The following is a 25950-nucleotide window of genomic DNA, read 5'->3' as shown; positions in this document are numbered from 1 at the left end:
TGAATTATGGAAGCCACTGTCTATCTTGAAGACAACGAATACATCGCTTTGTGCGACCTGTTGAAACTGGCCGGTCTTGCCGAAAGTGGCGGACAGGCAAAAGCGTTTATTGCCGAAGGGCTGGTGTTGCGCAACGGCGAAACCGAAACCCGTAAAACCGCCAAAATCCGTGGCGGCGAAGTGATTGAGTTTGACGGTGCGCGCTTGGAAATCGCCGATGGATACGACCCTGAAGAATAAGGCCGAAGCCATTTTGGGCGAGCCGATTTTAGATGAACCTGTCCGCCCCGAGTCGTGGGAGTGTTGCGGCAGCGAGTGCGGCGATGCCTGTATTCAGACAATGTATTGGGCGGAAAAAGCCCGATATGATGCGCAACGGCGGAAGTTGAAAGAATCAGGTTGGGTAGACGGCGAAGATGGTGCAAAGGCCGTCTGAAAAATGGTTTGGTTGAATAGAAACCGCATATCTTTGAGAATCTTACTGATATATCGTTATGGCGTTTTGAGTTTGCGATAAGAAAAAACGCAATAAAAAAGGGGATGCGCATACATACCCTTTGAAAGTCAGATAGAAAACGGCATGATAGAAAAACAAATGACGGAATAAGATTTGCGGTTGGTCAATTCATCTTATTCCGTCTTGTTTTACAATCACTCAGGCGATGTTTCGCCTGCAAAATTCTCGATTTCTTCGCGATGCGCGTCAAACCATGAGCCGACCACTTGATTGACTTCGTCCATGCCTTGTTTTTTCAAGCTGGAAAACAGTTGAACGCTGATTTTTTGGCGGTCGGTGTAGGGTTTGAGTGATTTTTTTACCGCCGCCAAAGTTTTAATCTGGTCGTTTTTAGACAGCTTGTCTGCTTTTGACAGCAGGATATGCACAGGACGGCCGGTAATGTGGAAAAAGTCCAGCATTTGAATGTCTAAAGCCTTGAGCGGATGGCGCGAGTCCATAATCAGAATCAGGCCGATCAGCTGGCGGCGTTGTTGCAGGTAGTCGCCCAAGAGTTTGACCCAGTGCGCACGGATGGCCTCCGGTACTTGCGCGTAGCCGTAGCCGGGCAAGTCGACCATGAAGTTGCCGTTTTCCAGCTCAAAGAAATTGATGTGTTGGGTGCGGCCCGGTGTTTTGGAAACGTAGGCTAGGCGCACGTGATTGGTTAAGGTATTGATGGCGCTGGATTTGCCGGCATTGCTTCGGCCGACAAAGGCAATCTCGGCCGGCGTGTCGGGCAGGTCTTTCAGATGGTTGACCGTTGTAAAGAATTTGGCGTTTTGAAAAAGGTTCATCAGTATTCCCTTGCATGGAAACAAAACTGCAACATCATAATTTGTATCGGGCATTTATGTTGCAGCAGTTTGGTAATTTGAGTAGTAATTTAATGTAAACTTGGTATAGAATAGCACGTTTATAGAATTATCGGTTTTAATCGGGAAAATTCCCCGGTATTTGAGTATAAAAAAGGCATTGACGCGGTACGCAATGCTGTAATCAGGAGCACTCCATGAAACGATTGACTTTATTGGCCTTGGTATTGGCTGCCGGTGCGGTTTCCGCTGCCCCTAAAGCAGATGCTGAAAAAGGCAAACAGGTAGCGACTACTATCTGTGCGGCGTGTCACGCAGCCGATGGTAACAGCGGTATCGCAACTTATCCTAAACTGGCAGGTCAGGCTGCGGCCTACGTCTACGGCCAAACCATGGCCATCAAAGACGGTACCCGTACCCACGGTGCTGCCGGCGTGATGAAACCGATGGTGATGAACTTGTCCGAACAAGACATCCGCGACGCTGCCGCCTACTACGCCAAACAACAAGGTAAACCGGGCGAAGCCAATCCTAAAGAAAACCCGGAGCTGGGCGCGAAAATCTATCGCGGCGGCCTGAGCGCTAAAAAACTGCCGGCATGTATGTCTTGCCACGGTCCTAGCGGCGCAGGTATCCCTGGCGGCGGTACTGAAATCCAAGCCTATCCTCGTCTGGGCGGCCAACACAAAGCTTACGTTGTCGAGCAAATGAAAGCTTACCAATCCGGCCAACGTAAAAACGCCATCATGGCCGATATTGCCAACCGCCTGAGCGAAGAAGAGTTGAACGCAGTAGCCAACTTTATTCAAGGTTTGCACTAAATTTCGTTCTGAAACGAGTTTATTGATACAGGCCGTCTGAAAACCCTTCAGACGGCCTTAGCCAATATAAACCGATAAGCCTGATTGGTTTTTTCAAATAGCGACGGCAAGATTTTTACTGCAATATGCAGTATTCTTCCTTTCGCATCACACGTCATTGCAGTCCGTTCCATCAATCGGGTTGCCCCAAGCCGACATTTGAGACATGAGTAAATCTTCTTCATCCGTCCCACTCATCCGCAGACCGTGGTTTGCCTTTTTCAGCTCCATGCGTTTTGCCGTCGCCCTGCTCAGCCTGTTGGGCGTGGCTTCGATTATCGGTACGGTCTTGCAGCAAAACCAGCCGCAAGTCGATTATTTGGTGAAATTCGGCCCGTTTTGGTCGCAGATTTTCGGCTTTTTGGGCCTGTACGACGTGTACGCCTCGGCGTGGTTCGTTGTCATCATGATGTTTTTGGTGATTTCCACCGGATTGTGCCTGATTCGCAATGTTCCGCCGTTTTTGCGTGAGATTCGTTCCTTCCGTGAAAACGCCAAGGAAAAATCACTGGCGGCAATGCGCCATTCCATCGTTTTAGACGGACAGGTAACGCCCGAAGTTGCGCAACGTTATTTGGAAGTGCAGGGCTACGGCTGCAAAACCGTTACGCGTGAAGACGGTTCGGTTTTGGTGGCGGCGAAAAAAGGCGCGATGAACAAATGGGGCTATATCTTTGCCCATGCCGCGCTGATTGTGATTTGTTTGGGTGGTTTGATGGACAGCAACATCCTGCTGAAAATCGGTATGCTCACCGGCCGGGTTGTGCCGGACAATACGGCGGTTTACGCCAAAGACTTTAAGCCCGAAAGCGTGTTGGGCGCGTCCAATTTGTCGTTTAGGGGCAATGTCAATATTTCGGAAGGGCAGAGCGCGGACGTGGTGTTTCTGAATGCGGATAACGGCATGCTGGTGCAAGACCTGCCGTTTTCGGTCAAATTGAAGAAATTCCATATCGACTTTTACGATACCGGTATGCCGCGCGATTTTGCCAGCGACTTGGAAGTCACGGACAAGGCAACCGGCAAAGTCAGCGAACATACCATCCGCGTCAATCATCCTTTGACGCTGCACGGTATTACGGTTTATCAGGCAAGTTTCGCCGACGGCGGCTCGGACTTGACGTTTAAAGCGTGGAATCTGGCTGATGCCGACCGTGCTCCGGTCAAACTCAAAGCAACTTCCATGCGCGAGTTTCCGCTGGATTTGGGCAAGACTTCTTATAAGCTGGAATTTGACCAGTTTACTTCGATGAACGTCGAAGACATGAGCGAGCCGTCTGAAAAAGAGCAAAACTTAAAATCCGCCATCAACGATGTTCGTTCCGTCCGTCAAGAAGGCAAAAAATACACCAATATCGGCCCGTCTATCGTTTACCGCATCCGCGACAAAGCGGGGCAGGCGGTCGAATATAAAAACTATATGTTGCCGCTGAAACAAGATGAAGACTATTTCTTCATTACCGGCACGCGCAGCGGCTTGGCGCAGCAATACCGCTGGTTGCGCATTCCGATGGATAAAAACGGCCAAATCGATACCTTTATGGCTTTGCGCCAATATCTGAAAGATGATGCGGCACGCCGTAAAACCGTTGCCAATGCCGTCAAAGGCGCCCCCGCCGAAATCCGCGAACAATTCATGGCGGCGGCGGAAAACACCTTGTCGATTTTTGCCAAAGGCGGCTATTTGGCTTTGGACAAATTTGTTACCACCAATATTCCCAAAGACCAGCAGGAAAAAATGCAGGGCTATTTCTACGAGATGCTCTATGGCGTGATGAATGCCGCTTTGGAAGACACGATCAGTACATACAACCTGCCGGCTTGGCCGCAAGACGAAAAGCGCAACCGCTTCCTGCTGCATGCAATGGATGCGTACACCGGTTTGACCGAGTATCCTGCGCCGATGTTGCTGCAATTGGACGGCTATTCCGAAGTGCGCTCTTCCGGATTGCAGATGACCCGTTCGCCGGGCGCATTCTTGGTGTATCTGGGTTCGGTATTGCTGGTGTTGGGTACGGTGTTTATGTTCTATATTCGTGAAAAACGCGCTTGGCTGCTGTTTTCAGACGGCCGTATCCGTTTTGCCATGTCTTCCAGCCGCAACGAACGCGACTTGCAGAAAGAATTTCCGCAACACACACGGCAATTGCAGCAGCTTGCCAAGGATTTGAACCATGAATAACAAACATCAGGCCTTGCCCGAGCATGAGCTTCTGACACACAAATCATTTATCCGAAACCTCAACCTCTTCGACTGGGCATTCGCACTGCTGATTGCCATCGGTGCGTTTATTGCCCAAACCCAGGCCGGTCTGCACATGGACATCTACGAAATGGTGATTTTGTGGGCGAGTGCCGGTATTGCCGTTTTTCTGGGTTGGTTTTTCAAACCGATGCGCTGGTTTATCCCTGTGGGCGTGTGCCTGGCGTATTTGGCCGTTGATTTGTATGGCGGCGATATCAAACGCGCAGACGGCTTCCTGCTCAAATACCTGTTAAGCAGCCAGTCGGCGATTATGTGGCAATGCGCGTTTGTGTTCTTTGCCTTGTTTGCCTATATCGTCGGCGCGATAGCGGCGGTGCGCAAGAATGTGCCGACCAATACGCTTTTGGGCATGGGGAGCGTGTTTGCGTGGGTTTCCGCGATGGCGGGCTTTGTCGGCCTGCTGGTACGCTGGCATGAAAGCTATCTGTTGCGTCCCGATGCCGGCCATATTCCGGTTTCCAACCTTTACGAAGTATTCATCTTGTTCTTGGTCATTACGGCACTGATGTACCTCTATTACGAAGGCCGTTTTGCCGTACAAAAACTGGGCGGATTTGTCTTCAGCTTTATGGCGGTCGTAGTCGGATTTGTCTTGTGGTACAGCGTTTCGCGCGAGGCACATACCATTCAGCCGCTGATTCCTGCTTTGCAGTCTTGGTGGATGAAAATCCACGTTCCGGCCAACTTTATCGGCTACGGCGCATTCTGTATCGCCGCCATGCTGGGTATTGCCGAACTTTTGGCGCTCAGAAAAGAAGATGCGGGCAAAAAATCATGGCTGCCGCAATCTCAAGTCATTGAAGAAGTCATGTACAAAGCGATTGCCGTCGGTTTCCTATTCTTCACCATTGCCACCATTCTCGGCGCATTGTGGGCGGCCGATGCGTGGGGCCGCTATTGGAGCTGGGACCCGAAAGAAACTTGGGCATTTATCGTTTGGCTGAATTACGCGGTCTGGTTGCATTTGCGGCTGGTGGCAGGCTGGCGCGGCAAAGTGTTGGCTTGGTGGGCGGTCATCGGCCTGGTCATTACCGCCTTTGCCTTTATCGGCGTGAATATGTTTTTGAGCGGCCTGCACTCTTACGGCACTTTGTAAACCGCTTATTCCGCACTTTATTTCAGACGGCCTTTTTCCGTTTTCGGAGAAAACGCCGTCTGAATCGTTTTTAATCATTTTTTCAGACGGCCTCAAACCATGTTGGTATTAGGAATTGAATCATCTTGCGACGAAACCGGCGTTGCGCTCTACGACACCGAGCGCGGCCTGTTGGCGCATCATTTGCACACCCAGATGGCGATGCACGCCGAATACGGCGGCGTTGTCCCCGAATTGGCCAGCCGCGACCATATCCGCCGTGTCGTGCCGTTGACGCAAGGTTGCTTGAAGGAAGCAGGCGTAGGCTATGCCGACATCGACGCGGTTGCCTTTACGCAAGGCCCGGGCTTGGGCGGCGCATTGCTGGCCGGTTCGGGCTTCGCCAATGCGTTGGCATTTGCCATCGGCAAGCCCGTTATCCCCGTCCACCATCTTGAAGGCCATTTGCTCTCACCCTTGTTGGCAGACGACAAGCCTGAGTTTCCATTTGTCGCTTTGCTGGTGTCGGGCGGACATACGCAATTTATGGCTGTACGCGGTATCGGCGATTACACCTTGCTGGGTGAGAGCGTGGACGATGCGGCAGGCGAAGCGTTCGACAAAACGGCCAAGCTGTTGGGGCTGCCTTATCCCGGCGGTGCCAAATTATCCGAGCTGGCCAAACTCGGCACGCCTGATGCCTTCACGTTCCCACGCCCCATGCTGCATTCGCACGATTTGCAGATGAGCTTTTCCGGTTTGAAAACCGCCGTTTTGACCGCTGTCGAAAAAGTCCGTGCCGAAACCGGTTGCGATGAAATTCCGGAACAAACACGCAACGACATTTGCCGCGCTTTCCAAGATGCGGTGGTTGACGTGTTGGCGGCCAAAGCCAAAAAAGCGTTGTTGGATACCGGCTTCAGAACTTTGGTGGTTGCCGGCGGTGTGGGTGCAAACTGGAAATTGCGCGATGAATTTTCGCGCTTGACCGTCAAAATGCCGTCTGAAAAAGGCAAACCCAAGCCGCAGGAAGAAAAAATCAACGTCTATTTCCCACCGATGGCATACTGTACCGACAACGGCGCAATGATTGCCTTTGCCGGCGCGATGCGTCTTGCCGAGCGTCAGGCTGTCGGTGCATTCAATGTTAAGCCGCGCTGGCCGCTGTCGGATATTGTGAAGCAGGGTTGATACATTAGACTGCTTCGATGTAATGAAAGGCCGTCTGAAAACCTGAAGACAGGGTTTTCAGACGGCCTTTAATGAAATAGATGTTTGCGGTACAACTTCATTCAAAAAGATGAGTAATTTTTTCATCCGTTTTTTCTACAATATTAACTTTGATTGATTGCAAAAGGCAGTCTGAAATGACGAATTTATCCAAAGGTTTGCTGGCTGCGGTAGCGTCCAATTTGTTATTTTCCATGCTGTTTCTGTACGGTATGTGGATGAGGCCGATGACGGGGACGGAGGTGTTTGCCTGGCGCATGGTTGCCATGCTGTCGGCTTTGTGCGTGCTGATGACCATGGTCAACGGTTGGCAGGCGGCAATGCGTTTTGCTTATGGCGTCGGCCGGGATTGGAAACGATGGCTGCTGATTGTATTGCCGACGCCGATATTTGCCAGCCAGTTGTGGCTGTTTGTCTGGGGGCCGGTCAATGGGGAAGGGGTAAACATTGCCATGGGTTATTTCCTGTTTCCTTTGGCGATGATGCTGGGCGGACGGATTTGGTTTAAAGAGCGTTTGAACCGGTTGCAGAGGGTGGCGGTAATCTTGGCGTGTGCAGGCGTGGCATGCGAATTGGTGCGGTCGGGCGCGTTTTCGTGGACGACTGTATGGGTGTTCGGTACTTATCCGTTTTATTATCTGCTGCGCCGCAAGCTGGGCGTGCCTTCCTTAATCGGGCTGACCTTTGATTTGATGATGATTACGCCGTTTGCGTTGGCATATATTGTGTTGGCAACGGATACGCCGGCGATGATTGCGGCCAAACCGGTTTTAATCTTTTTTATTGTGTTGCTGGGTTTTAATAGTGCAATATCCATGCATTTGAATTTGAAGGCAAATCAGTTGCTGCCGGTGGCAGTGTTCGGCATGTTGAGCTATTTGGAGCCTGTATTGCTTTTTATTGTGTCGATTGTGTGGCTGGGCGAGCCGGTGCAGGGCGGCGCATTGATCGGCTACGGATTGATTTGGTCGGGATTGTGCGTGATGATTGCCAATGGCCTGTTGGGGATGAAGAAAGAAAAGAAATTGGCAAAATTTGATTGATGGATTGAGGCCGTCTGAAAATGGTTTGATCAATGTTTTCAGACGGCCTTGAGTATTAAAAGGGGCGTATCGGATACGTCCCTTTTGTTTTACCAGCTTTGGGCGATACGGTCGGCTTCTTGCAGGCGTTCGACTGTGCCGACGTCCAACCAAAGGCCGTTGTGGTATTCGCCGCTGATTTGATTTTGGCTCATGGCTTGACGCAACAGAGGGGCAAGCTTGGCAGCCTGGTGTGCCGGGGTGTCTTTGAAAAGCGCAGGATGATAAACGCCCACACCACTGAAAGTAAGGGCTTGGCCGTCTGCGGATGATGCAGATACCAGGCCGTCTGAAAGCAGGCCGAAGTCGCCTTCGGGATGATGGGGTGGATTGTCCACCAGCCACAAATGGGCAAGAAGGTTGTGTTCCTGTATGCGCTGGGCAGCCAGTCGTGCAGCTTGGAAATCAATGTCAGTCAACACATCGCCATTGATGACTAAAAACGGATCGTTGCCCAAAAGCGGCAGGGCGGTGGCAATGCCGCCGGCGGTTTCCAGGCCTCCGGCACGCTCGGGAGAATAGGCAATGCACACGCCGTAGTCCGCACCGTCTTTCAAGGTGTCTTCAATTTGTTGGCCAAGCCAGGCATGGTTGATGACGATTTCAGTAAATCCGGCCTGCTGCAGGCGGCGCAAGTGCCAGCCGATAAGCGGCGTGCCTGCTACTTCGAGTAAAGGTTTGGGCGTGTGGTCGGTCAGCGGGCGCATACGCTCGCCGCGACCGGCGGCCAATATCATTGCTTTCATGGGTGTGCCTATAATGTGTGAAACAGAAAAAGTCTCAGGCCGTCTGAAAAAATGAAACCGATGTTTCAGACGGCCTGAGACCCTTAAAACCTTCTAGATCGAAATCCCCTTCATATTTGCTTCCAGAATGGGCATCTCAATACCTAACTCTTGACCTGTCTGAAAGACACTTTGACAACAATAGAAGATATCTTGTTTGTCATTGTGTAATGTCATAATCTTTCGGGTCATTTCATTTTTAGCAAACATGACTTTCATAGCTCTTCCGGCAAGCCAAGCGGGAATTTTGTAAGGTAAGAGCTCAGCTTTATAAAGCTTCAAATTTACGCCACGTGCTTCAACGACTTTCAAAGCCTCTCGAATGGCTTTGATAGCTAATGATAATTCTGAAGAACTATTCATCAAGTTTAGGGCTAACTCTTCCGGGTTTTCCAGTTTTCCCGAACGTGCAGCTGTTGAAGTAACACCCGCATTAATCGCCATATGAATCCAAATCCACTCGACCATATCATGAGGAACTTCCCACTTCAAATCTACAGAGGTCAGTAAAGTCGTCAGATTGACATAATTAAGAATTTTTGCTTTTTGCTCACCTTCTAGCATTAAATGGTCGAACAGAACACCGTCCAAATGATCCTCGGTCATATGTCCACCAGCTGTCGGAAAAGCTAAAATATAGTCGTACTCTCCTGCCCACTCCTGGATCTCTTTTCGAGTATTCCAGAAATTGCAGAAGAAAACTAGAGTTCCTTTGATATTATTTTCTTGCAAGGTTTTCACGGCTTCTTTAACAAAACCATAACGCACACTCAGAAAAATAAAATCATATTCTGAATGAGCTTCAGCCACTTGAACCTCATAGGTATCATGTTTGCTTTCCCCTTTGGAATTACAGCGACCATCTAGCAAATTAACCGAGATAGATTTTGGAGCATTGTTCCGCCTACTGTTTCTAAGTATGTGTTTTACTTGATGGCCTGCTTTTTGAAAAGCATAGGCATAAGTTGTTCCGATAACTCCGAGTCCTAGGATTGCTATTCTCACCTAAAAATTAATTCCTTTTTATGCCAAAGATTTGAATTGCCTGCGGAAATACAACAATGCCGGCGCTTGCGCGTCGGTATTGCGGATTTCGTTGATCTGGACGAAAAAGACGTAATGTGTGCCGATTTCGCGTTGCTCGACAATACTGCCGTGCAGGTGCGCCAGCGCGCCTTCAACTTCGAGCTGTCCGGTTTGCCCTCTATGCCAAATATGGTATTCGAAGCGTTCTTCGGGCGAGAGGTCGGTCAGTCCGGCAAAGTGTTCGGCAACATCCTGCTGGCTGTCGTTGAGCGTGTTGATACACAAATTGCGGTTGCCCTGCAGGATGGGGATGATGGCGGATTGGCGGTTGATGCACAGCATGACCGTCGGCGGCTCGTCGGTAACGGCAGTGACGGCAGTCATGGTAATGCCATAGCGCCCTGCTTCACCGTCTGTCGTGATAACGTGTACACCGGCGGCACAGGAGGCCATGGCATCTCGGAAGGATCTCTTGAGTGTGTGTGTTGAATCTGTCATCCGGCTCGCTTTATTTTAATGCCTGTTCGATTTTTGCCAGCTCTGCCAAGAGTTCTTTGAGTTGTGCCATTTTTTCTTTGGAAAGGACTTTTTCAATTGCGTCATAGCGCTCGTCAACCAATGCGCCGGTGGACTCATAGAGTTTCTCGCCTTCGGGCGTCAGTTTCAGATAAACGCGGCGTTGGTCGTTGGAAGGCTTCAGGCGCACGGCCAAACCTGCTTTTTCCAAGCGGGTCAGAATGCCGGTCAGGCTGGGACGGAGGATGCAGGCCTGATTGGCCAAGTCTTGGAAGTCGAGTGTGCCGTTTTCCGCTAAGAGCCGGATGATACGCCATTGCTGGTCAGTAATATTGGCTTGGTTCAGAATAGGGCGGAATTGGGTCATCAATGCTTCCCTTGCCTGAATCAGACCGATATTGATAGATGCATGTTTAGATTGGTTGGGCATTACTAAGTCTCCGGGGTTATCAAAAATCAAACCGTTGAAGCGTGAGGTAAATTAATAAAGGCGAATATTGCTGTTTTAAGGCTGCCGTCGGCAACCGGGTCTATGGGAACAAAAGCATCACGGCCACAATATTAGATGAAGGTCTCTAACAGTTTGTTTTGATAATAATGTTTCCAATTGTTCTTATGGTTATATCTTAGTCTATTTTCTTTATAATCTCAACAAAATCATATGTTATTGGGAAAGAGATAGTTTATTTATTTATGAAGTGGAATAGGGTAAATATATTCGGCAGAGATAATTCTTTGGATTTTCTATTTTTAGTGGATTTTCAATGAATTTAGCCGAAGATGTCTGCTAAGTAAATTCTGATTTTTAAGCCGATGTAGCTGGAAAGTCCGGATGTGTGATGAATCATTTTTCCATCTTTTAATATGATAATGGTCGGTGTGACGGCTATGTTCCATTTTTGAGCCATCAGGCCGTCTGAATCATTGACGTTTGGAAAGGATAGATTGTTTTCTTGCATATGGCGGGCAATATCATTGTCGCTTCCTGAGCGTAAGGCTACGCCCAGAGTCGGAATATTGTCTTGATGCAGTTTTTCTATGGTCGGTGATGTGTATGAGCAAATACCGCACCAGCTACCCCAAAAGTAAACAACGGCAACACGGTTCTGGCTGAAGGATTGGAGGGAGGTGGTTTGTCCGTTGGTTAGCGTGAGGGTTTGCGCTGCTGATTGCAATGGTTGGTCGGGTTTGCGTACCCAGTCGACAATCAAGGAGAGAAAAATGAAAATAATCACGGCCTGAAGCAATGATTTGGCGTAGTGGAGTAGGGTTTTCGTCATGTATTTGCCGTGAAAAAAGATTGAATGATTGTTTGATAAATGAAAAAAGCCTTGCAGAGCAAGGCTTTTGATTCGATTCTGAAAACGTATTAACGTTTGGAGAATTGTTTTGCACGACGTGCTTTGCGCAAACCTGGTTTTTTACGTTCAACTTCACGAGCATCGCGAGTAACGAAGCCTGCTTGAGACAGAGCTGGTTTCAGGGCTGCGTCAAAGTCGATCAGGGCGCGGGTAATGCCGTGGCGGATAGCGCCGGATTGACCGGTTTCGCCGCCGCCGGTTACGTTAACTTTGATGTCGAAAGATTCGGCATTTTCAGTCAGAACCAGGGGTTGACGTACAACCATGCGGCTGGTTTCACGTGCGAAGAATTCGTCAACGGGACGGCCGTTTACGATGATTTGGCCGGTACCTTTAGTCAAGAATACACGAGCCACTGAACTTTTGCGGCGGCCTGTGCCGTAGTAGTATTTACCGTTCATGTCGTGTCCTTATTATTTCAGTTCCAAAACTTTAGGTTGTTGTGCAGCGTGGCCGTGTTCGGCACCGGCGTACACTTTCAGTTTTTTGATCATGGCGTAGCCCAGAGGACCTTTAGGCAACATGCCTTTTACGGCTTGCTCCAAAGCGCGGCCAGGGAATTGCTCTTGCATTTCGCGGAAAGTGCGCTCGTAGATGCCACCTGGGAAACCAGAGTGACGGAAGTATTTTTTGTCTTCGAATTTAGCACCGGTCACGCGCAGTTTGTCTGCATTGATGACGATGATGTAGTCGCCGGTATCAACGTGAGGGGTGTATTCGGGTTTGTGTTTGCCGCGCAGACGGTGTGCGACTTCGGCTGCGACACGACCCAGAACTTTGTCTTCTGCGTCAATGACGAACCATTCGCGCTTCACCTCGTGGGGTTTTGCAGAGAAGGTTTTCATGGTTGGAATCCAGATATATATAGAAAGTTATGGATTTTAAAGAGGAGATTGGTTTTTGTCAATCTTAATTGAGCGTGTTTGATGCATGAATATGCGGTTTTTTCAGACGGCCGGAAATCTTTACGAAAGTCTTTACCTAGAAAGGGGAAAGCCACACCTTTCGGTATGGCTTTTTTAGGGAATCCCCACGAGTGCCGTTTAGGCTGAATCCGCTTGAACCTTGCTGACAAGGCGGTCACCTCGGGTAGTTTCGGGTGCGTCCGGCAAACGGACGCTCGCGCCCACTACAACTCCCGGCAACCTAAAGCGAACGTATTGGTTCAAAGGAATATATGCCTTCGCGAACACCGCAGGGAAAAGGGGAAATTAGTTTTGCTCCAAGCGCGCCAGTGCTTTTTGGCACGCGTTGTTCATGTCGGTTATTTTACGCTCAAATTCACCGATTGCCAAATCGTCGTTGAGGGTGGTTTTCAAGAGGTCGTGTACGACGTTGAGGGCTGCCATGACGACGATTTTGTCCGTGCCGACGATGCGGCCGCTTTCTTTAATCGCATCGCTTTTTTTGTTGAGCATTTCAACGGCTTGCAGGAGGGTTGCTTTTTCTTCACTCGGCGTATTGATGGTGAAGTTGACATTCATGATGTCGAGATTGACTTGTTCGATACTCACGGGGCATCCTTTTATTGTTGTGTTTCTTGGGGCAATCGGGCAATGAGGCTGCGGATTTGGTCTGCACTTTGGGCCAGCGCGTTGCGGTAGTTTTCTTTTTCGGCAGTCAGGTTGTCAATTTTGCTTTGCAGGTCTTCTTTGAGTTTGCCGACTTGAACCAGCAAGGCTTCGCTGAGTTCGTCAATGGCCGCGTCGTGTTGGCGTTTTTGTTGCTCTTGCTCGAGTTTGAGTCTGTCGATTTCTTCGTTGAGACGGCGGTTTTCTGAAACCAGCGTTTCAAATTTTTGGACAAGTTGGTAAACGTTGATTTCCAGATTGTTCAGTGATTGGTTCATGTGTTTCCCTTCAGACGGCCTTATGGCCGTCATATTGTGTGTCAGGCCGTCTGAATGGCAGACGGCGCGACCGTTTATTCGAAGCGCGCGCTTCGTTCCATCAGTCGTTCAACGACTTGCTGCGGGGTCATTTCTTTGCGGATGAGTTGCAGCAGGGTTTGGGTGATGGGCATATCGATTTGGTATTTGGCGGCGGTATTGAAGACTTCTTCGATGGTGCTGACGCCTTCGGAAACGTGGCCGATTTCGACAAGCACTTGATGCAATTCTTTGCCTTCTGCGAGGCCGAGGCCGACGCGGCGGTTGCGCGAGAGTGCGCCGGTACAGGTCAGGATAAGGTCGCCGATGCCGGCCAAACCCATCATGGTTTTGGGTTGCGCGCCCATGGCGATGGCAAGGCGGGTGATTTCGGCAAGGCCGCGCGTTACTAGGGCTGCGCGTGCATTGAGGCCGTATTCGAGGCCGTCTGAAAGGCCGGTGGCAATCGCCATGACGTTTTTAACGGCACCGCCCACGGCAACGCCGATGACGTCGGTGCTGCCGTACAGGCGCATTACGTTGGTGTTCAGTTGGGCGGTGGTTTCTTCCACCCATTCTTTGTTTTCGGAGGCGAGAACGACGGCGCAAGGCAGTTGGGCGGCCAGTTCTTGGGCAAAGCTCGGGCCTGAGAGAACGCCGATTTTTTTATTGTTTGGCAGGACTTCTTTCAGTACTTGGAAAGTCAGGAGGCCGGTATCTTGTTCAAAACCTTTGCAGGCGGCGAGAACGGGAATGTCGGCGGCGTTATGTTGTTTGAGCAGCTCGGCGCTGCTTCTGAGTCCGGCTACGGAGGTAACGATCAGGGCAAGTTGGCTGTCTTTCAGCGCTTCGCCCAAATCGGCATAAACGGTCAGGGACTCGGGGAAAGGGAAGCCGGGCAGGCCGCGTTTGTTTTCGCGATCTGCTTGCAGGGTGCGGATTTGGTCGGGATTGCGTGTCCAAAGGGCGACTTCATTGTTGTGGTGCGCAAAGTGCAACGCGAGAGCTGTACCCCACGAACCTGCGCCGATGACGGTAATTTTCATGTTTCTCTTCCATATGGGAACGGGGCTTACTTTAAAACAAACGGCTTTGGGGTGCAAGGGCGGCGTTTGTGAAAAACATTTTGTACTGTTTAAAAAGCCTCAGGCCGTCTGAAAGTTCAGACGGCCTGCTTCAGTTTATGATTTATTGTTGCCGGAATGGTAGGCATCGTAGGCGTAGTAGTCGTAGCTGTTGTTGGCTTCGCGCTTCATGCCGTTGAGGACGACACCTTTGATGTTGATGTGGTTTTGTTTGAGGCGTTCGACGCTGGCCTCAAGCTCTCGTGCGCGGGTGTGCGCATAACGGCTGATCATCAGGACGGTGCCGGCATGTTGGCCGATGATGACGGCGTCGGTCACGGCCAATACGGGCGGCGTGTCCAAAATGACGTAATCGTAGCGTTGGCGCGCGTGGGCGAGCAACTCGTTGAAGCGGTTGTCCATCAAAAGCTCGGACGGATTGCTGGGATAGTTGCCGCTGCTGATGAGGTGGAGGTTTTCAATGCCGGTTTCTTGTACGGCTTTGGCCGGAGCCGCTTTACCGCTTAGGATGTCGGACAAGCCGAACTCGGGGGTAAGGCCGAAGAGTCGGTCAAGATAGCCTTTGCGCATATCGGTATCGATAAGCAGGACGCGTTTGCCCGATTGCGCCATTACGGCGGCTAGGTTGGCGGAGATAAAGGACTTGCCTGCTTCAGGCGCGGCGCCGGTAATCATGAGGACGTTGTTGGGTGCGTCCAGCATGGAGAAGTAGATATTGGTACGCAGGGCGCGGATGGCTTCGACGGCCGTGTCGGTACGGTCTTCGCTGGCCAGCAGATAGTTGGAACGGCCGCCGGTCTTCTTGAATTTGTTTTTGAAGAAGTCACGTTTTTGCTGGGTTTTGGAATGCGGAACAAGAGCGACGACTTCCAAATTGAGGTTTTCGATTTCTTCGGAAGAAGTAATGCCGTTTTTCATGCGGTTGCGGATCATCAGCCACAAAGCGGTCAACGAGCCTGCGGCAAGTGCGCTCAGAAGTGTAATGACGGCTTTGCGCGGTGCAACCGGATTTTCAGGGACGTAGGCATAATCGACGATGCGGACATTGCCTTGCGCACTGGCTTTCATGATGTTGAGCTCTTGTTGTTTGCTCAACAGTTGGACGTAGGTTGCTTGGTTGGTTTCTACGTCGCGGGTCAGGCGGATGACTTCTTGTTGGGTATTGGGCAATTCGGCGATTTGTTGGTTGATTTTGTTTTTAGCGCGCTCGAGGACGGAGAGTTTGTCCAATACGGCTTTATAGGAAGGGTGTTCCTGCGTGTACAGTTCGGCCAAACCTGCTTCTTCGGTTTTGAGCAGGGTAATTTGGGTTTCGATGCCGGTCAGGCTTTCCAATGCGCCTTTGGACTCAAGTGGGATGTCGAGGGAGCCTGATTGTTGGCGGTAGGCATTGAGTTTGTTTTCAGCGTCTTGCAAGGTTTCTTTCAAGCGTGGCAATTCTTCGCTGATGAAAGCCAAGCCGCTGGATGCGACTTGGACGTCGCGTTCGCGGTTTTGCGCAACATAGTTGTCGGCAATGCTGTTGAGAATGACGCTGGTGCGTTTAGGGTCGGTGCCGGTAAAGGTAAGGTTGATGATGGGGCTGGTTTTACCTTTGCTGATGACCGCCAGTTTGCTTTGGATGTTTTCAATGGCGCTGATGCGTGAGAACTTGGTCAACGCAAACTCTTGGCCCGGATCGGCCAGGATTTGATCGATTTTGAGGGTGGTTTGGTTGTTGATTTTCAGAGGCACGCCGACCTTGCCTTCGACAACGTGTTTGTCGGGAAGGGTGAGGGTATAGGCTTTGTTGTTTTTGACGGTCAGCGTGAAGGTTTTGTTGAACCATTCTTCTTGTACGGTAAAGTTGCCGACGGTCAGTTTGGGATCGGGGTTGCCGCTGAGATTGTGCATCAGGCTGCCGATAACGGGCGTGTATTTGGCTTTGACTTCTTGGTCGAGTTGGAGGTCGTCAACGGTTTTACCCAGCACCAGGCGTGATTGAACCAGCTCGACTTCTGCTTCAGACGGCGTGGTTTGGTTGTTGAAGATGCTGTTGATTTCGGTCAGGATTTGGTTTTGCCGCGTTTCGATTTCCAGCATGGCGTCGGCGCGGTATTGCGGGGTGGATGCCAGGCTGAAGGCTGCGCCGAGTATGCCGCCTGCAAGCAGGGCGGCGAGGATTTTGTATTTGTGCATCCAAATGACGCGGAGCTGTTGGCCGAAGTCGATTTCGTCGTTGTCTGCGCTATAAGGTGTGTAGGTCGTTTTTTTCATTGCTTGCTTTCTTGTTCATGCCGGTTTTATACCGGTTGAGTTTTTCCGTTTAGTTTGGTTTTCCAAGTGTCTGCGGCAGCATTGAGTTGTTCGAAAACGGCTTCAAACATTTCACTGCTTTGTTTGTATGGGTCAGGTACGGTTTTCTTCGGCAACCATTGGGCAAACAGCATGGTTTTGCTGCGTGCCGGCGGATGGATGTCGGCCACCATGTCGATTTGACTGGGCTCCATGACGAGAATCAAATCGGCCTGTTCGCACATTTGGGCGGTCAGTTGGCGTGCCGTATGGCCTGCAACGATAACGCCGTGTTTGAGTGCGGTTTTAATGGCTTGGAAATCGGCATCCTTACCTGCCAGTGCTTTTATGCCGGCGCTGCTGATTTGATAGCCGGGTAGTTTTTTCTGCATAATCCGCTCTGCGGTGGGGGAGCGGCAGATGTTGCCTAGGCAGACAATGAGTATGTTGTGGTACATGATATTGTTTCGGTTTATGGTCTGAAAAAAGCGTGAGTCAGACTATAAGGTACTGCTTTTCCGTTTGTGCGGTGTGTACGGCTTTTATATGCCGTTTATGTAATTTGGTCGGATTGTGCGTGATTTTGTATCCTGCTGTCAAACAAGGTCTGACAGCAGGAGCCACTGCTTATTTAAACGTATTGTCGAGGGTGTTGACGTTGCTGATGGAGTTGGTAATTTGTGACATTACGCGGTTCCAACGGGTAACCGGGGCGGAGGTAACGTAAACGGTGTCTTCGGAACGCAGTTTGAATTCGCTGCCCATTGCGTAAGAGGTCGCATCTTTCAGGTTGAGCTGGTAGATGTGGATAGGTTTGGCCGCATCTTCAGGTACGCGGCGGATCACGAATACGCCGGTTGCATCCGCATAGGCTTGGTTCATGCCCCCCACTTCGCCGAGCGCTTGGGTCAGGTTGAGGCCGTGGTTGCCGATCGGCAGGGTCGCTTGTTTGCCGACTTCGCCCATGATGTAGATTTTGTTGTTGCTGCTGTTAGGAACGTAAACGATGTCGCCATGGCTGAGGAGGTGGTTTTGCGACATATCGCCGTATTGCAGCATATTTTGCAGGGAAATGGTGCGGTCAACGCCGTTGTGCGTCCATTTGATGTGCTGGGTGTCGGCGCTTTGGGTAACGCCGCCGGCTTGGTTGATAGCATCCAAAATGGTCATCGGGATATTGGTAATCGGCAATTGGCCGGCTTGGTTGATGGCACCGGAAACGGAAACGCGTTGCGAGCGGAACTCGGTAACGTTGATGGCGACTTGAGGGTTTTTGATGTAGCGTCTTAAAAGGTTGGTCAAGATGTTTTGCAATTCGTCCAAAGTTTTGCCTTTGGCTTGAATTTTGCCTGCCAACGGGTAAGTGATGTAACCGCCCTCATCCACCCAGGCGCCGCGGCTGACTTGGTTGGTTTGCGGGTTGCTTTGTTGGATGGGGGAATTGAGGTCGGAGTGCGCCCAAACCATGATGTTGAGGACGTCGCCGCTGCCGATGCGGTAGCGGTAAGCGCTTTTGCTTTGTTCCAAGCCTTGGTTGGCTTGGGAAAGTACGGGCGGCGTACGCATTTTTTCAATCAGGTTGGGCGTGATGGGGTAAACGGCAACGCGGCTGTCGAGGTTGGTATTGGCGGCGGTGTCGTTGTCGGTGTAAACAATGGTTTTGGTTCGGGTTTTGATGGTCGAACCGGGAATGACTGTCGTGCTGTTACAGGCAGCCAGTGCAAATAGAGTAAGCAGGGAGAGCGTTTTTTTCATGTAGTAGTCCTTGCAGTATGGTGTCCGGGCCGTCTGAAAATGTTCAGACGGCCTTGTTGTTTTGTTGCCAAACCAAGTCGCAGATACCGTCTTTAGGTACGAAGCCTGTCGGTGCGCGCAACAGAAGCTGGCGCAGGCTGTTTTGGTCGCTTTGGAGACAAGCGGTTTGGAGTTCCGACAGTATGTCAGATAATTGCGTCCATGGAAGCATTACTTCACTGGCGGTCATAATCCGGGGATGAGTGGTTTTTTGCACCTCGTCGCCGATGAGCAGTTCTTCATAAAGTTTCTCGCCCGGGCGCAGGCCGGTAATCTTGATTTCGATGTCGCCGTGCGGGTGTTGCTCGTCTTTGACTTTGAGGCCGCTGAGGACAATCATTTGACGGGCAAGGTCGATGATTTTGACGGATTCGCCCATGTCGAGGACGAAGACGTCGCCGCCTTTACCCATTGCGCCGGCTTGGATAACCAGTTGCGCCGCTTCGGGAATGGTCATGAAGTAGCGGGTAATGTCTTGGTGGGTCAGGGTAATCGGACCGCCTTCGGCAATTTGTTTTTCAAATACCGGGACAACGGAGCCGGACGAACCCAATACATTGCCGAAACGCACCATGCAGAAGCGTGTTTTTTGTTCCGGCTCGGCGGCAAGCGCTTGCAGGCAGAGTTCGGCCATGCGTTTGCTGGCACCCATGGTATTGGTCGGACGGACAGCTTTGTCGGTGGAAATCAAAACAAAGGTGGAAACGCCCGCATCTACGGCAGCCTGCGCGCAGCAGAGTGTGCCGAACACGTTGTTTTGAATGCCTTCGATGGTGTTGAATTCGACCATAGGGACGTGTTTGTAGGCTGCGGCATGATAGACGGTATCGACTTGGTAGGCCTTCATGACGCTGCTGAGGCGTTCTTTGTTTTGAACCGAACCCAGAAGCGGTACGACTTCGACTTGGCTGCCTTGCGCGGCTTGGGTTTCGCGCAATTCTTTGTCTATGCTGTACAGGGCGAATTCGGACAATTCAAACAACAGCAGTTTGGTCGGACGGCAGTTGAGAATTTGACGGCAAAGTTCGGAGCCGATAGAGCCGCCTGCGCCGGTTACCATCACGACTTTGTCGCTGATGTCGGCGCTCATCAATTCAGGGCGCGGTGCCACAGGGGCTCGGCCGAGCAAATCGACCACGGAGATTTTTTTCAATGAGCTGACGCTGATTTTGCCGTCCACCAAGTCCTTCATGCCCGGAATGGTCAGGACTTCGCATTTGTAGGCTTCGAGGCGGCGGATGATGTCTTTGCGTTCTTCAGGCGTAGAACTTGGAATCGCCAGCAGAATTTTGCGGACGCCGTAGCGGCTGATCAGCATCGGGATTTCGTTGGGGTTGTAGACGGCAAGGTCATAGATGACGGTGCGTTGGATTTTCGGGTTGTCATCGACAAAGGCGATGGCCGAATATTCGTTAACCTGTTTGATGGCTTCCAACAATTGGCGGCCGGATTGGCCTGCGCCGTAGATGATGACGGGGGTCATCTGCTTGCGGTGGTGGTCGGTCAGAATCGCGCGCAGGATCATGCGCGAGCTGGTTACGCCGACCACCAAGACCAAGAAATAGACGATGGGCAGGGCAAGGTGCAGTTTTTGCTCAAAAACCAGGGTGGTCAGGCAGAACAAGACTGCTGAAATAATGCTGCCGAATGCGGCGGCGGTCAGGACGCGGACGCTGACGAAGCGCGTAACGGCACGGTAGAGGCCGATACGGATGAAAAGGATGATGGTCAGCAACGCGGTGCTGCCGAAAGCCAGCCAGTTGGCGATACTCAACCATTCGTCGGAGTATTGCACTTTAAGGCTTTGGGCAAACCAAAATGCCACGAAGATCATCAAGATATCGTGAATGACGAAGAAGGTTTTTTTTAGATTGCGCGGCAGAGCCAGCAGGGTTTCCAAGTTCATTTTATTTTTTACGTGTCTGAGTGTTGTAATGTGGCTTGGTACGGATTGTTTGAAGCAGGCTGTTTTGTTTTTTTCAGACGGCCTGAAGTTGCAGGCCGTCTGAAAATGATTATGCCGTGGCTTCAGTCAATACGGCTTCTATGTTTTCTTTGCAGAACGCAATTTCTTCATCGGTCAGGGTCGGGTGCACCAAGAACATCAGGCTGGTGTCGCCCAGTTGGACAGCGTTTTTCAGCCGCTCTTTCGGACGCCAAGGCGTGTTGTCGAAGGCTTTTTCCAAATACACTTCGGAGCAGCTGCCTTGATAGCAGGGGACTTTGCGCGCGTTCAGTTCGCTGACGATGCGGTCACGCGTCCAGCCGTCTTTCAGGTGTTCGGGTTTGACGAAAACGTAGAACTTGTATTGCGCGTGTTCGATGTAGTCGGCTACTTCAACCAAACGGATGCTGGCGAATTTGCCCAAGCTTTCAGCCAGTTTGGCGGCGTTTTCTTGGCGGCGCGCCGTCCATTCGGGCATGCGTTTGAGCTGGATGCGGCCGATGACCGCCTGCATTTCCAACATGCGCCAGTTGGTACCGAAGCTTTCGTGCAGCCAGCGGAAACCGGGTGCGTGTTCGCGGTGGTACACGGCGTCATAGCTTTTGCCGTGGTCTTTGTACGACCACATTTTGCTCCACAGCTCTTTGTCGTTGGTGGTCACCATGCCGCCTTCGCCGCCGGTGGTCATGATTTTGTCTTGGCAGAACGACCATGCGCCGACATGGCCGATAGAGCCGACGGATTTGCCTTTGTATTTCGCGCCGTGCGCTTGGGCGCAGTCTTCGATAACCCACAAGTTATGTTCTTTGGCCAAAGCCATGATGTCGTCCATTTCGGCAGGCATACCGGCCAGGTGAACCACGATGATGGCTTTTGTGTTTGGCGTCAAAGCGGCTTTGATGGTTTCGGCGCTGATGTTTTGGCTGTTTAAATCGACATCGGCGAAAACCGGATTGGCGCCGGCGGTCACGATGCAGGATGCGGAAGCCAAGAAGGTGCGCGAAGTGACAATCACATCATCGCCTTGGCCGATACCCATTGCTTTGAGGGCTACGTCCAAAGCCAACGTACCGTTGGAAAGGGCGACGGCATATTGCGTGCCGACAAAGGCAGCAAATTCTTTTTCAAATTCGCGACATTCCGTACCTGTCCAGTAGTTGACTTTGTTGGACAGCAGGACTTTGGAAACGGCATCGGCTTCTTCTTGAGTAAAGCTTGGCCATGGGGAGAGTGATGTATTAAGCATTTGTTTTTCCTGCAAAAAGACTGGTTGAGCCTTTGGGGGCGATTTCTTCCAGCAGTTGGCGGTTGATCAGGGTGTATTTCTGACCGTTGATTTCGACGTATGCGCCGTCGTAAGGGGGGAACCAGAAGGCGCGGATTTTCTTCTCGATATTGTCGCCGTCGAGGATTTGCTTCATGGCTTCCATTTCGTCGCGGCTGACGTAGCGGCCGCCGATGTTGGGCGTGGTCGGCAATTTGGTTTTCGACTCGATGGCGCGGGCGATGATGCGTTGTGCGAACGGCTCCAGCGCCTGCATGGTTTTGCGTTCGAGCGATTGGGCGGTTTCTGTTTCGGCGTCGATGGGGAAGCGGTCCACTTCGATGATTTCGCCAGTGTCGATGGAGGCATCAACGTAGTGGGCGGTGTTGCCCCATTGGTCCAGTTCGTCCATGATGGCCAGGTTGTAGCCGCCTGTGCCTTTGTATTCGGGCAACAGCGCAGGGTGGAAGTTGATCGTGCCCAAAGTCGGAATGCTCAGGAATTCATCACGCAGCTTGCGCCAGTAAAGGACGGACAAGCCCAAATCGTATTTCAGACGGCCTTCACGCATTGCTTCCAAAGCCGTATCGAAGGTGTACAGGGGCAGACCCAATTCCTGCGCGGCAGCCGCGGTCGGCGAGCCTTGCAGATGGCTGTCGGTCAAAACGCCGACGATTTCGATATGGTCTTGTTTGGTCAAAAAACGAAGCAGGTTGGCGGAAACCTGTTTACGACCCATAAATAAGATTTTCATGGAGAAATGTCCCTTATGCATTTGCTTTTTCGGTGGCGGAAGTTGTCAGTGTAGTCAATTCTTCCAGGGTGTTTATCCAAAGGGTGGGCTGGTATTCGCGGCCGTATTGCTCGGGCTCGGCTTGATGAATATTGTGCGGCTTAGGCATGATGCCTATGGAGAGCCAACCCAGTTTGTTGGGTGCGACAAAATCTTTTTTGATGTTGTCGCCGATGTAAATAAAACGTTTTGCGGCCGGATATTTGTTTTGCAGGAAAACGAAACGCTTGTCGTCGGGCTTTTCCGATTGTGTGGCTTCCGAAATCAAAATGTCGTCAAACAAATCGGTCAGGCCCAAGGCCTGTATTTTCAACCGCTGTGTCAGGCTGCGGCCGTCTGTAATCAGGGCGCGTGCGGCAAAAGGGCGCATCAGCTTCCGTAAAAAAGACGGTTCGACATAGGGTCGGATGGCAGGCCGATGCAGTCGATATTGCCACAAGAGTGATTGTTTCTCTGATTCGTTTAATTTGCAATGATGACACAAATTGTCGAGCCAGTCTTTACTTTTATTGTCGGCAATTTCATATAGTACGCCGGCATTGTATTGCGGATAAAGCGACGTAATCATCTCTACAACTGCCCGTATTCCGGAGCATTTGTAGTCATGTTCGGAGTAAAGCGTATCGTCAAGGTCAAAAACGATGACGGATTCTTCCGGCTTAATCATGTTCTCTTACCAAAACCTTAGCATCATAACGAAGCATGATTAAATTGTTTTCCCAGTCGTCGGAGAAGGGAATGTCTTGGCCGCCGATGTATTCTTGAATCAGCCAGCCCGGATAGTTGCCGCCTGCGGCGTAGGTCAGTGGGAAACCGCCGCCGAAACGCGGATTGATTTCCACGCCGTAGGTCGTATTGTCGGTTTTGCTGACGAAGAATTGCGCGGTAATGCAGCCGCGTGCGCCTTCCAATACGGCCATTTTTTCAACCAACTCTTCGTACAGGGCATTGCGCCGGGTCGCGCCTTTGCTGACTTCGCCGGTGCGCACTTCCAAGCGTTCGCGAGGAATGGCGCATTTCAGACGGCCTTGACGGTCGTAATACATATCGACGGTAAACTCGGAAAAAGTATTTTCAATATCGATGTATTGGGCGAACATCATTTTCGGATCTTCGGCAATGTCGGCAGTCAGATCGGCCGGTGTGTTGATTTTTTTCGCACCGATGGCGCGGCTGCCGTCATAAGGCTTGGCAAAACACGGGAAGGCCAGGCGGTCCCGTTCGTAAATTTCAGGCGAACGGATGCCGTATTGTGCAAACAGGCCTGCGGTCAGGCGCTTGTCGCGGCACAGGGTAATCAGTTTGGCGTCGGAAATGACGATGTGTATTCCTTCGGCTTCAAAACGGTCGCGTGCTTCGGCCAGCTTGAGCAGTTCGGTATCGATGGTCGGCACAATCAGGCCGATGTTGTGTTGTTTGGCCAGTTCGAAAATGCTGTCGATGTATTCGGCTGCGTCGATGCGCGGTACGCTGAAAGCGCGGTCGGCGACATGACAGGCTGAAGACATGTGGGGATTGAGGTCGGTGGCAAATACGCCGATGCCGTCTGAAAAACGTGCGGCTTCGGTTTGGAAGTCCTGCACCAATTCGACGCGGCGGCCTGCCGACAGAATCAGTATGTTATTTTTTTTCATCAGTTTTATTACCCGTGAAATAAGGCATAGTGGCTTCTCCTTCGGCTGAGATGCCTTCTTTGACGAAGACTTTTTTAACCGTCAGGAACAAAATTTTAATATCCAGCCAGAAGCTGAAGTGGTCGATATACCAAACATCGTGGGCGAACTTTTCGTCCCATGAAATGGCGTTGCGGCCATTGACTTGCGCCCAACCGGTCACGCCCGGTTTCATTTCGTGGCGGCGGTTTTGGAAGTCGTTGTACAACGGCAGGTAGTGCATCAGCAGCGGACGAGGGCCAACCAAACTCATCTCGCCTTTTAAGACATTCCATAATTCAGGAAGTTCGTCCAAGCTGGTGGCCCGTAATTTTTTGCCGAAATCGGTCAGGCGTTCGCTGTCCGGTAGCGGGTTGCCGTCTTTATCAATTGCATCGCGCATGGAGCGGAATTTAATCATTTTAAACGGCTTGCCATCCTTGCCCGGCCGCTCTTGGATGAAGAACACGGGCGAGCCTAAGTTTTTGCGGATGAGGTACACCAAAATCAAAAACACAGGCGACAGGATAATCAGCCCTGAGGCGGAGGCAACAATGTCAAACAGGCGTTTGAAAAATTTATTCATGAGCTAATCTTTCAATCAGGTTGACGATTTTTTGATAGGCAACGTCGCGCTTGAAGCGGCGGACGATTTCTTCGGACTGAACAGGATCGTCTTTGCGCTTCAAAATATCTTTGGCGGCTTTAACGAAGCTTTCCACATCGCCGGAACGGTAGTCCGCATGCGGCAGCAGGGTAAGGACTTCGGCAACTTCGTCGTTGACCTGGCTGTTCAGAATCGGTTTTTGCAAAGCCATATAGTCGGACAGTTTGTTGGTAATCGACTGCATGGCGTAAGAGTGGATGGCGTTGACGGAGATGTCGCAGCCCTTGGCGACAGACATCATTTCGGCGTAAGGAATGTAGCCGTAAAATTTGATGCCGTCGCAGGCGTATTGTTTGAGCCTGTCCAAATCGGGACCACCGCCCATGATGTGCAATTCAACGTTTTCGCCGGCATCCAACAGTTTCCGAACGCCTTTGCACACGGTTTCCACGTCATAGCTGTAACTGAGCGTACCCAAGTAGAAAAAGCGGGTTTTGTCGTCGCCGAAATTTTTGGCAGGCGCGGCATCGAGTTTGGGAAAGTCGGCACCGATATAGACGACTTCGCCGGGTACGTTCGGATTGGCTTCTTTGGCGCGGTCGAGATAAGTCTGCGATACGGCGACCAGCGCGTCGGCGTAGCGGTAGGCTTGGTTGGCGCGTGAAGCAAAGGGCAGCAGGTTGTGCGGTACTTTTTTCAAAAACGGTACGACTGAGGAGAAAGACTCCGGCCATACATCCTGCACATCGACAATCAGCTTGTAGCCCAAACGTGCTTTGTGTTTGCCCAACAGCAGGTTGGTGGCAATCAGCGGATAGGCGGAAAAGACGACGTCTTGTTCGCCCGGACGGCAGTTTTCCAACCATTTTTCAAAATGTTTGACGAAGCGGTGATGGCTGGTCACGCGTCCTAAAGACACGTTTTTGCTGTATCCGCTTTCTTCTAACAACATCACTTTCAGACGGCCTTGTGAGGCGGCCTCGGCATCTTCGGGCCGTCTGAAAGATTTGTCGTAGTGCTTGAAGTTGCTGGTAATCAGCAATACGTCATGCGACTGCGACAACAGCTCGGCCAGATACCAGAAGCGGTTGAAATGCGGCTCGGACGGCAGCGAGCAATAAGGGGCGACGATGGTAATGTTCATGTTTCAGACGGCC

At 51.2% G+C, this 25950-nt stretch carries 28 protein-coding genes and 1 other RNA gene; 7 read left to right on the top strand and 22 right to left on the bottom strand.

What is annotated here, in order from left to right; all coding sequences use genetic code 11:
* Positions 1-6 precede the first annotated feature (6 nt).
* Together HMPREF2711_RS06770 and HMPREF2711_RS06765 are read left to right on the top strand one after the other, a co-directional pair.
* Entirely contained in the window at positions 7-240 is a 234-nt protein-coding gene (locus HMPREF2711_RS06770) for an RNA-binding S4 domain-containing protein (protein WP_002221492.1), read from the top strand.
* Entirely contained in the window at positions 218-436 is a 219-nt protein-coding gene (locus HMPREF2711_RS06765) for a hypothetical protein (protein WP_003749035.1), read from the top strand. Before HMPREF2711_RS06770 ends, HMPREF2711_RS06765 begins: the two co-directional genes overlap by 23 nt.
* Before the next feature lie 215 nt (positions 437-651).
* Here HMPREF2711_RS06765 and yihA read toward each other — a convergent pair whose 3' ends face one another.
* Positions 652-1293 (bottom strand): ribosome biogenesis GTP-binding protein YihA/YsxC, encoded by a 642-nt coding sequence (gene yihA, locus HMPREF2711_RS06760; protein ID WP_003749033.1) that lies wholly within the window; start codon positions 1291-1293, stop codon positions 652-654.
* A gap of 215 nt (positions 1294-1508) precedes the next feature.
* Between yihA and HMPREF2711_RS06755 the strand changes: the two genes are divergently transcribed.
* The 5 genes from HMPREF2711_RS06755 to rarD all read left to right on the top strand — a co-directional run bounded on the left by HMPREF2711_RS06755 (position 1509) and on the right by rarD (position 7785).
* The gene (locus tag HMPREF2711_RS06755) at positions 1509-2132 is read left to right on the top strand and encodes a c-type cytochrome (RefSeq protein ID WP_003749030.1); all 624 of its coding nucleotides are present in this window, start codon (positions 1509-1511) and stop codon (positions 2130-2132) included.
* A 268-nt stretch (positions 2133-2400) separates the two neighbouring features.
* Complete coding sequence (locus HMPREF2711_RS06750; protein ID WP_070615870.1) at positions 2401-4353, top strand: cytochrome c biogenesis protein ResB; 1953 nt, start codon at positions 2401-2403, stop codon at positions 4351-4353.
* Positions 4346-5533, top strand: a complete 1188-nt coding sequence (ccsB, locus tag HMPREF2711_RS06745; protein ID WP_003749026.1) for a c-type cytochrome biogenesis protein CcsB — start codon at positions 4346-4348, stop codon at positions 5531-5533. The genes HMPREF2711_RS06750 and ccsB overlap by 8 nt, the downstream gene beginning before the upstream one ends.
* 99 nt (positions 5534-5632) lie before the next feature.
* Positions 5633-6703 carry a tRNA (adenosine(37)-N6)-threonylcarbamoyltransferase complex transferase subunit TsaD gene (gene tsaD / locus HMPREF2711_RS06740; protein WP_003749024.1) on the top strand — a complete coding sequence of 357 codons (1071 nt, stop codon included), beginning with the start codon at positions 5633-5635 and terminating at the stop codon, positions 6701-6703.
* A 176-nt stretch (positions 6704-6879) separates the two neighbouring features.
* The gene (gene rarD / locus HMPREF2711_RS06735; RefSeq protein WP_003749022.1) at positions 6880-7785 is read left to right on the top strand and encodes an EamA family transporter RarD; all 906 of its coding nucleotides are present in this window, start codon (positions 6880-6882) and stop codon (positions 7783-7785) included.
* An 89-nt stretch (positions 7786-7874) separates the two neighbouring features.
* Here the strand turns inward: rarD and murU are convergent, their stop codons facing one another.
* The 21 genes from murU to HMPREF2711_RS06630 all read right to left on the bottom strand — a co-directional run bounded on the left by murU (position 7875) and on the right by HMPREF2711_RS06630 (position 25937).
* A complete protein-coding gene (gene murU / locus HMPREF2711_RS06730) occupies positions 7875-8570 on the bottom strand; it encodes an N-acetylmuramate alpha-1-phosphate uridylyltransferase MurU (protein WP_003749020.1) in 696 nt (231 codons plus the stop codon).
* A gap of 93 nt (positions 8571-8663) precedes the next feature.
* Positions 8664-9614, bottom strand: coding sequence for a ketopantoate reductase family protein (locus tag HMPREF2711_RS06725; protein WP_003749018.1), 951 nt, complete (start codon positions 9612-9614; stop codon positions 8664-8666).
* An 18-nt stretch (positions 9615-9632) separates the two neighbouring features.
* A complete protein-coding gene (gene hpaC / locus HMPREF2711_RS06720; protein WP_003749016.1) occupies positions 9633-10133 on the bottom strand; it encodes a 4-hydroxyphenylacetate 3-monooxygenase, reductase component in 501 nt (166 codons plus the stop codon).
* Positions 10134-10143: 10 nt separating this feature from the next.
* On the bottom strand, positions 10144-10581 hold the full coding sequence (hpaR, locus tag HMPREF2711_RS06715) for a homoprotocatechuate degradation operon regulator HpaR (protein WP_003681518.1): 438 nt from the start codon (positions 10579-10581) through the stop codon (positions 10144-10146).
* 340 nt (positions 10582-10921) lie between these two features.
* Positions 10922-11431, bottom strand: a complete 510-nt coding sequence (locus HMPREF2711_RS06710) for a protein disulfide oxidoreductase (RefSeq protein WP_003749012.1) — start codon at positions 11429-11431, stop codon at positions 10922-10924.
* A gap of 89 nt (positions 11432-11520) precedes the next feature.
* Positions 11521-11913, bottom strand: coding sequence for a 30S ribosomal protein S9 (gene rpsI, locus HMPREF2711_RS06705; RefSeq protein ID WP_003681515.1), 393 nt, complete (start codon positions 11911-11913; stop codon positions 11521-11523).
* 12 nt (positions 11914-11925) lie between these two features.
* Positions 11926-12357, bottom strand: coding sequence for a 50S ribosomal protein L13 (gene rplM, locus HMPREF2711_RS06700; protein ID WP_003684605.1), 432 nt, complete (start codon positions 12355-12357; stop codon positions 11926-11928).
* 178 nt (positions 12358-12535) lie between these two features.
* Positions 12536-12716: non-coding RNA, 6S RNA (gene ssrS / locus HMPREF2711_RS06695), on the bottom strand.
* Between the two features lie 7 nt (positions 12717-12723).
* On the bottom strand, positions 12724-13026 hold the full coding sequence (gene zapA, locus HMPREF2711_RS06690) for a cell division protein ZapA (protein ID WP_003681511.1): 303 nt from the start codon (positions 13024-13026) through the stop codon (positions 12724-12726).
* An 11-nt stretch (positions 13027-13037) separates the two neighbouring features.
* A complete protein-coding gene (locus tag HMPREF2711_RS06685) occupies positions 13038-13361 on the bottom strand; it encodes a hypothetical protein (protein ID WP_036494022.1) in 324 nt (107 codons plus the stop codon).
* A 74-nt stretch (positions 13362-13435) separates the two neighbouring features.
* Entirely contained in the window at positions 13436-14425 is a 990-nt protein-coding gene (locus HMPREF2711_RS06680; protein ID WP_003749007.1) for an NAD(P)H-dependent glycerol-3-phosphate dehydrogenase, read from the bottom strand.
* Positions 14426-14560: 135 nt separating this feature from the next.
* Entirely contained in the window at positions 14561-16720 is a 2160-nt protein-coding gene (locus tag HMPREF2711_RS06675; RefSeq protein WP_003749006.1) for a polysaccharide biosynthesis tyrosine autokinase, read from the bottom strand.
* A gap of 26 nt (positions 16721-16746) precedes the next feature.
* Positions 16747-17196 (bottom strand): low molecular weight protein-tyrosine-phosphatase, encoded by a 450-nt coding sequence (locus tag HMPREF2711_RS06670; protein WP_003749004.1) that lies wholly within the window; start codon positions 17194-17196, stop codon positions 16747-16749.
* 169 nt (positions 17197-17365) lie between these two features.
* Positions 17366-18493, bottom strand: a complete 1128-nt coding sequence (locus HMPREF2711_RS06665; protein ID WP_003749002.1) for a polysaccharide export protein — start codon at positions 18491-18493, stop codon at positions 17366-17368.
* A 43-nt stretch (positions 18494-18536) separates the two neighbouring features.
* A complete protein-coding gene (locus HMPREF2711_RS06660; RefSeq protein ID WP_003749000.1) occupies positions 18537-20438 on the bottom strand; it encodes a polysaccharide biosynthesis protein in 1902 nt (633 codons plus the stop codon).
* Between the two features lie 109 nt (positions 20439-20547).
* On the bottom strand, positions 20548-21723 hold the full coding sequence (locus tag HMPREF2711_RS06655; RefSeq protein ID WP_003748998.1) for a DegT/DnrJ/EryC1/StrS family aminotransferase: 1176 nt from the start codon (positions 21721-21723) through the stop codon (positions 20548-20550).
* Positions 21716-22495, bottom strand: coding sequence for a methionyl-tRNA formyltransferase (locus HMPREF2711_RS06650; protein WP_003748995.1), 780 nt, complete (start codon positions 22493-22495; stop codon positions 21716-21718). Before HMPREF2711_RS06650 ends, HMPREF2711_RS06655 begins: the two co-directional genes overlap by 8 nt.
* 13 nt (positions 22496-22508) lie before the next feature.
* Entirely contained in the window at positions 22509-23201 is a 693-nt protein-coding gene (locus HMPREF2711_RS06645) for an HAD family hydrolase (protein ID WP_003748994.1), read from the bottom strand.
* Complete coding sequence (locus tag HMPREF2711_RS06640) at positions 23194-24168, bottom strand: ATP-grasp domain-containing protein (protein ID WP_070615868.1); 975 nt, start codon at positions 24166-24168, stop codon at positions 23194-23196. The genes HMPREF2711_RS06645 and HMPREF2711_RS06640 overlap by 8 nt, the downstream gene beginning before the upstream one ends.
* The gene (locus HMPREF2711_RS06635) at positions 24155-24772 is read right to left on the bottom strand and encodes a sugar transferase (protein ID WP_036492790.1); all 618 of its coding nucleotides are present in this window, start codon (positions 24770-24772) and stop codon (positions 24155-24157) included. Before HMPREF2711_RS06635 ends, HMPREF2711_RS06640 begins: the two co-directional genes overlap by 14 nt.
* On the bottom strand, positions 24765-25937 hold the full coding sequence (locus HMPREF2711_RS06630) for a glycosyltransferase (protein ID WP_070615866.1): 1173 nt from the start codon (positions 25935-25937) through the stop codon (positions 24765-24767). The genes HMPREF2711_RS06635 and HMPREF2711_RS06630 overlap by 8 nt, the downstream gene beginning before the upstream one ends.
* Positions 25938-25950 lie beyond the last annotated feature (13 nt).

This window comes from Neisseria sp. HMSC070A01, from assembly GCF_001810165.1.
Classification (GTDB): domain Bacteria; phylum Pseudomonadota; class Gammaproteobacteria; order Burkholderiales; family Neisseriaceae; genus Neisseria.
The sequence above is the reverse complement of the archived record's forward strand: the minus strand, read 5'-3'. Positions and strand labels throughout refer to the sequence as shown.

Excerpts from the sequence above, each read along its gene's own strand:
- HMPREF2711_RS06670 (WP_003749004.1), bottom strand. The coding sequence starts at position 17,196 with ATGTACCACAACATACTCATTGTCTGCCTAGGCAACATCTGCCGCTCC.
- HMPREF2711_RS06630 (WP_070615866.1), bottom strand. The coding sequence starts at position 25,937 with ATGAACATTACCATCGTCGCCCCTTATTGCTCGCTGCCGTCCGAGCCG.
- rarD (WP_003749022.1), top strand. The coding sequence starts at position 6,880 with ATGACGAATTTATCCAAAGGTTTGCTGGCTGCGGTAGCGTCCAATTTG.
- HMPREF2711_RS06645 (WP_003748994.1), bottom strand. The coding sequence starts at position 23,201 with ATGATTAAGCCGGAAGAATCCGTCATCGTTTTTGACCTTGACGATACG.
- yihA (WP_003749033.1), bottom strand. The coding sequence starts at position 1,293 with ATGAACCTTTTTCAAAACGCCAAATTCTTTACAACGGTCAACCATCTG.
- murU (WP_003749020.1), bottom strand. The coding sequence starts at position 8,570 with ATGAAAGCAATGATATTGGCCGCCGGTCGCGGCGAGCGTATGCGCCCG.
- rplM (WP_003684605.1), bottom strand. The coding sequence starts at position 12,357 with ATGAAAACCTTCTCTGCAAAACCCCACGAGGTGAAGCGCGAATGGTTC.
- HMPREF2711_RS06665 (WP_003749002.1), bottom strand. The coding sequence starts at position 18,493 with ATGAAAAAAACGCTCTCCCTGCTTACTCTATTTGCACTGGCTGCCTGT.
- HMPREF2711_RS06675 (WP_003749006.1), bottom strand. The coding sequence starts at position 16,720 with ATGAAAAAAACGACCTACACACCTTATAGCGCAGACAACGACGAAATC.
- HMPREF2711_RS06765 (WP_003749035.1), top strand. The coding sequence starts at position 218 with ATGGATACGACCCTGAAGAATAAGGCCGAAGCCATTTTGGGCGAGCCG.
- hpaC (WP_003749016.1), bottom strand. The coding sequence starts at position 10,133 with ATGACAGATTCAACACACACACTCAAGAGATCCTTCCGAGATGCCATG.
- tsaD (WP_003749024.1), top strand. The coding sequence starts at position 5,633 with ATGTTGGTATTAGGAATTGAATCATCTTGCGACGAAACCGGCGTTGCG.
- HMPREF2711_RS06660 (WP_003749000.1), bottom strand. The coding sequence starts at position 20,438 with ATGAACTTGGAAACCCTGCTGGCTCTGCCGCGCAATCTAAAAAAAACC.
- ccsB (WP_003749026.1), top strand. The coding sequence starts at position 4,346 with ATGAATAACAAACATCAGGCCTTGCCCGAGCATGAGCTTCTGACACAC.
- HMPREF2711_RS06750 (WP_070615870.1), top strand. The coding sequence starts at position 2,401 with ATGCGTTTTGCCGTCGCCCTGCTCAGCCTGTTGGGCGTGGCTTCGATT.
- HMPREF2711_RS06755 (WP_003749030.1), top strand. The coding sequence starts at position 1,509 with ATGAAACGATTGACTTTATTGGCCTTGGTATTGGCTGCCGGTGCGGTT.
- HMPREF2711_RS06680 (WP_003749007.1), bottom strand. The coding sequence starts at position 14,425 with ATGAAAATTACCGTCATCGGCGCAGGTTCGTGGGGTACAGCTCTCGCG.
- rpsI (WP_003681515.1), bottom strand. The coding sequence starts at position 11,913 with ATGAACGGTAAATACTACTACGGCACAGGCCGCCGCAAAAGTTCAGTG.
- HMPREF2711_RS06655 (WP_003748998.1), bottom strand. The coding sequence starts at position 21,723 with ATGCTTAATACATCACTCTCCCCATGGCCAAGCTTTACTCAAGAAGAA.
- HMPREF2711_RS06710 (WP_003749012.1), bottom strand. The coding sequence starts at position 11,431 with ATGACGAAAACCCTACTCCACTACGCCAAATCATTGCTTCAGGCCGTG.
- HMPREF2711_RS06770 (WP_002221492.1), top strand. The coding sequence starts at position 7 with ATGGAAGCCACTGTCTATCTTGAAGACAACGAATACATCGCTTTGTGC.
- HMPREF2711_RS06650 (WP_003748995.1), bottom strand. The coding sequence starts at position 22,495 with ATGAAAATCTTATTTATGGGTCGTAAACAGGTTTCCGCCAACCTGCTT.
- HMPREF2711_RS06640 (WP_070615868.1), bottom strand. The coding sequence starts at position 24,168 with ATGAAAAAAAATAACATACTGATTCTGTCGGCAGGCCGCCGCGTCGAA.
- hpaR (WP_003681518.1), bottom strand. The coding sequence starts at position 10,581 with ATGCCCAACCAATCTAAACATGCATCTATCAATATCGGTCTGATTCAG.
- HMPREF2711_RS06635 (WP_036492790.1), bottom strand. The coding sequence starts at position 24,772 with ATGAATAAATTTTTCAAACGCCTGTTTGACATTGTTGCCTCCGCCTCA.
- HMPREF2711_RS06685 (WP_036494022.1), bottom strand. The coding sequence starts at position 13,361 with ATGAACCAATCACTGAACAATCTGGAAATCAACGTTTACCAACTTGTC.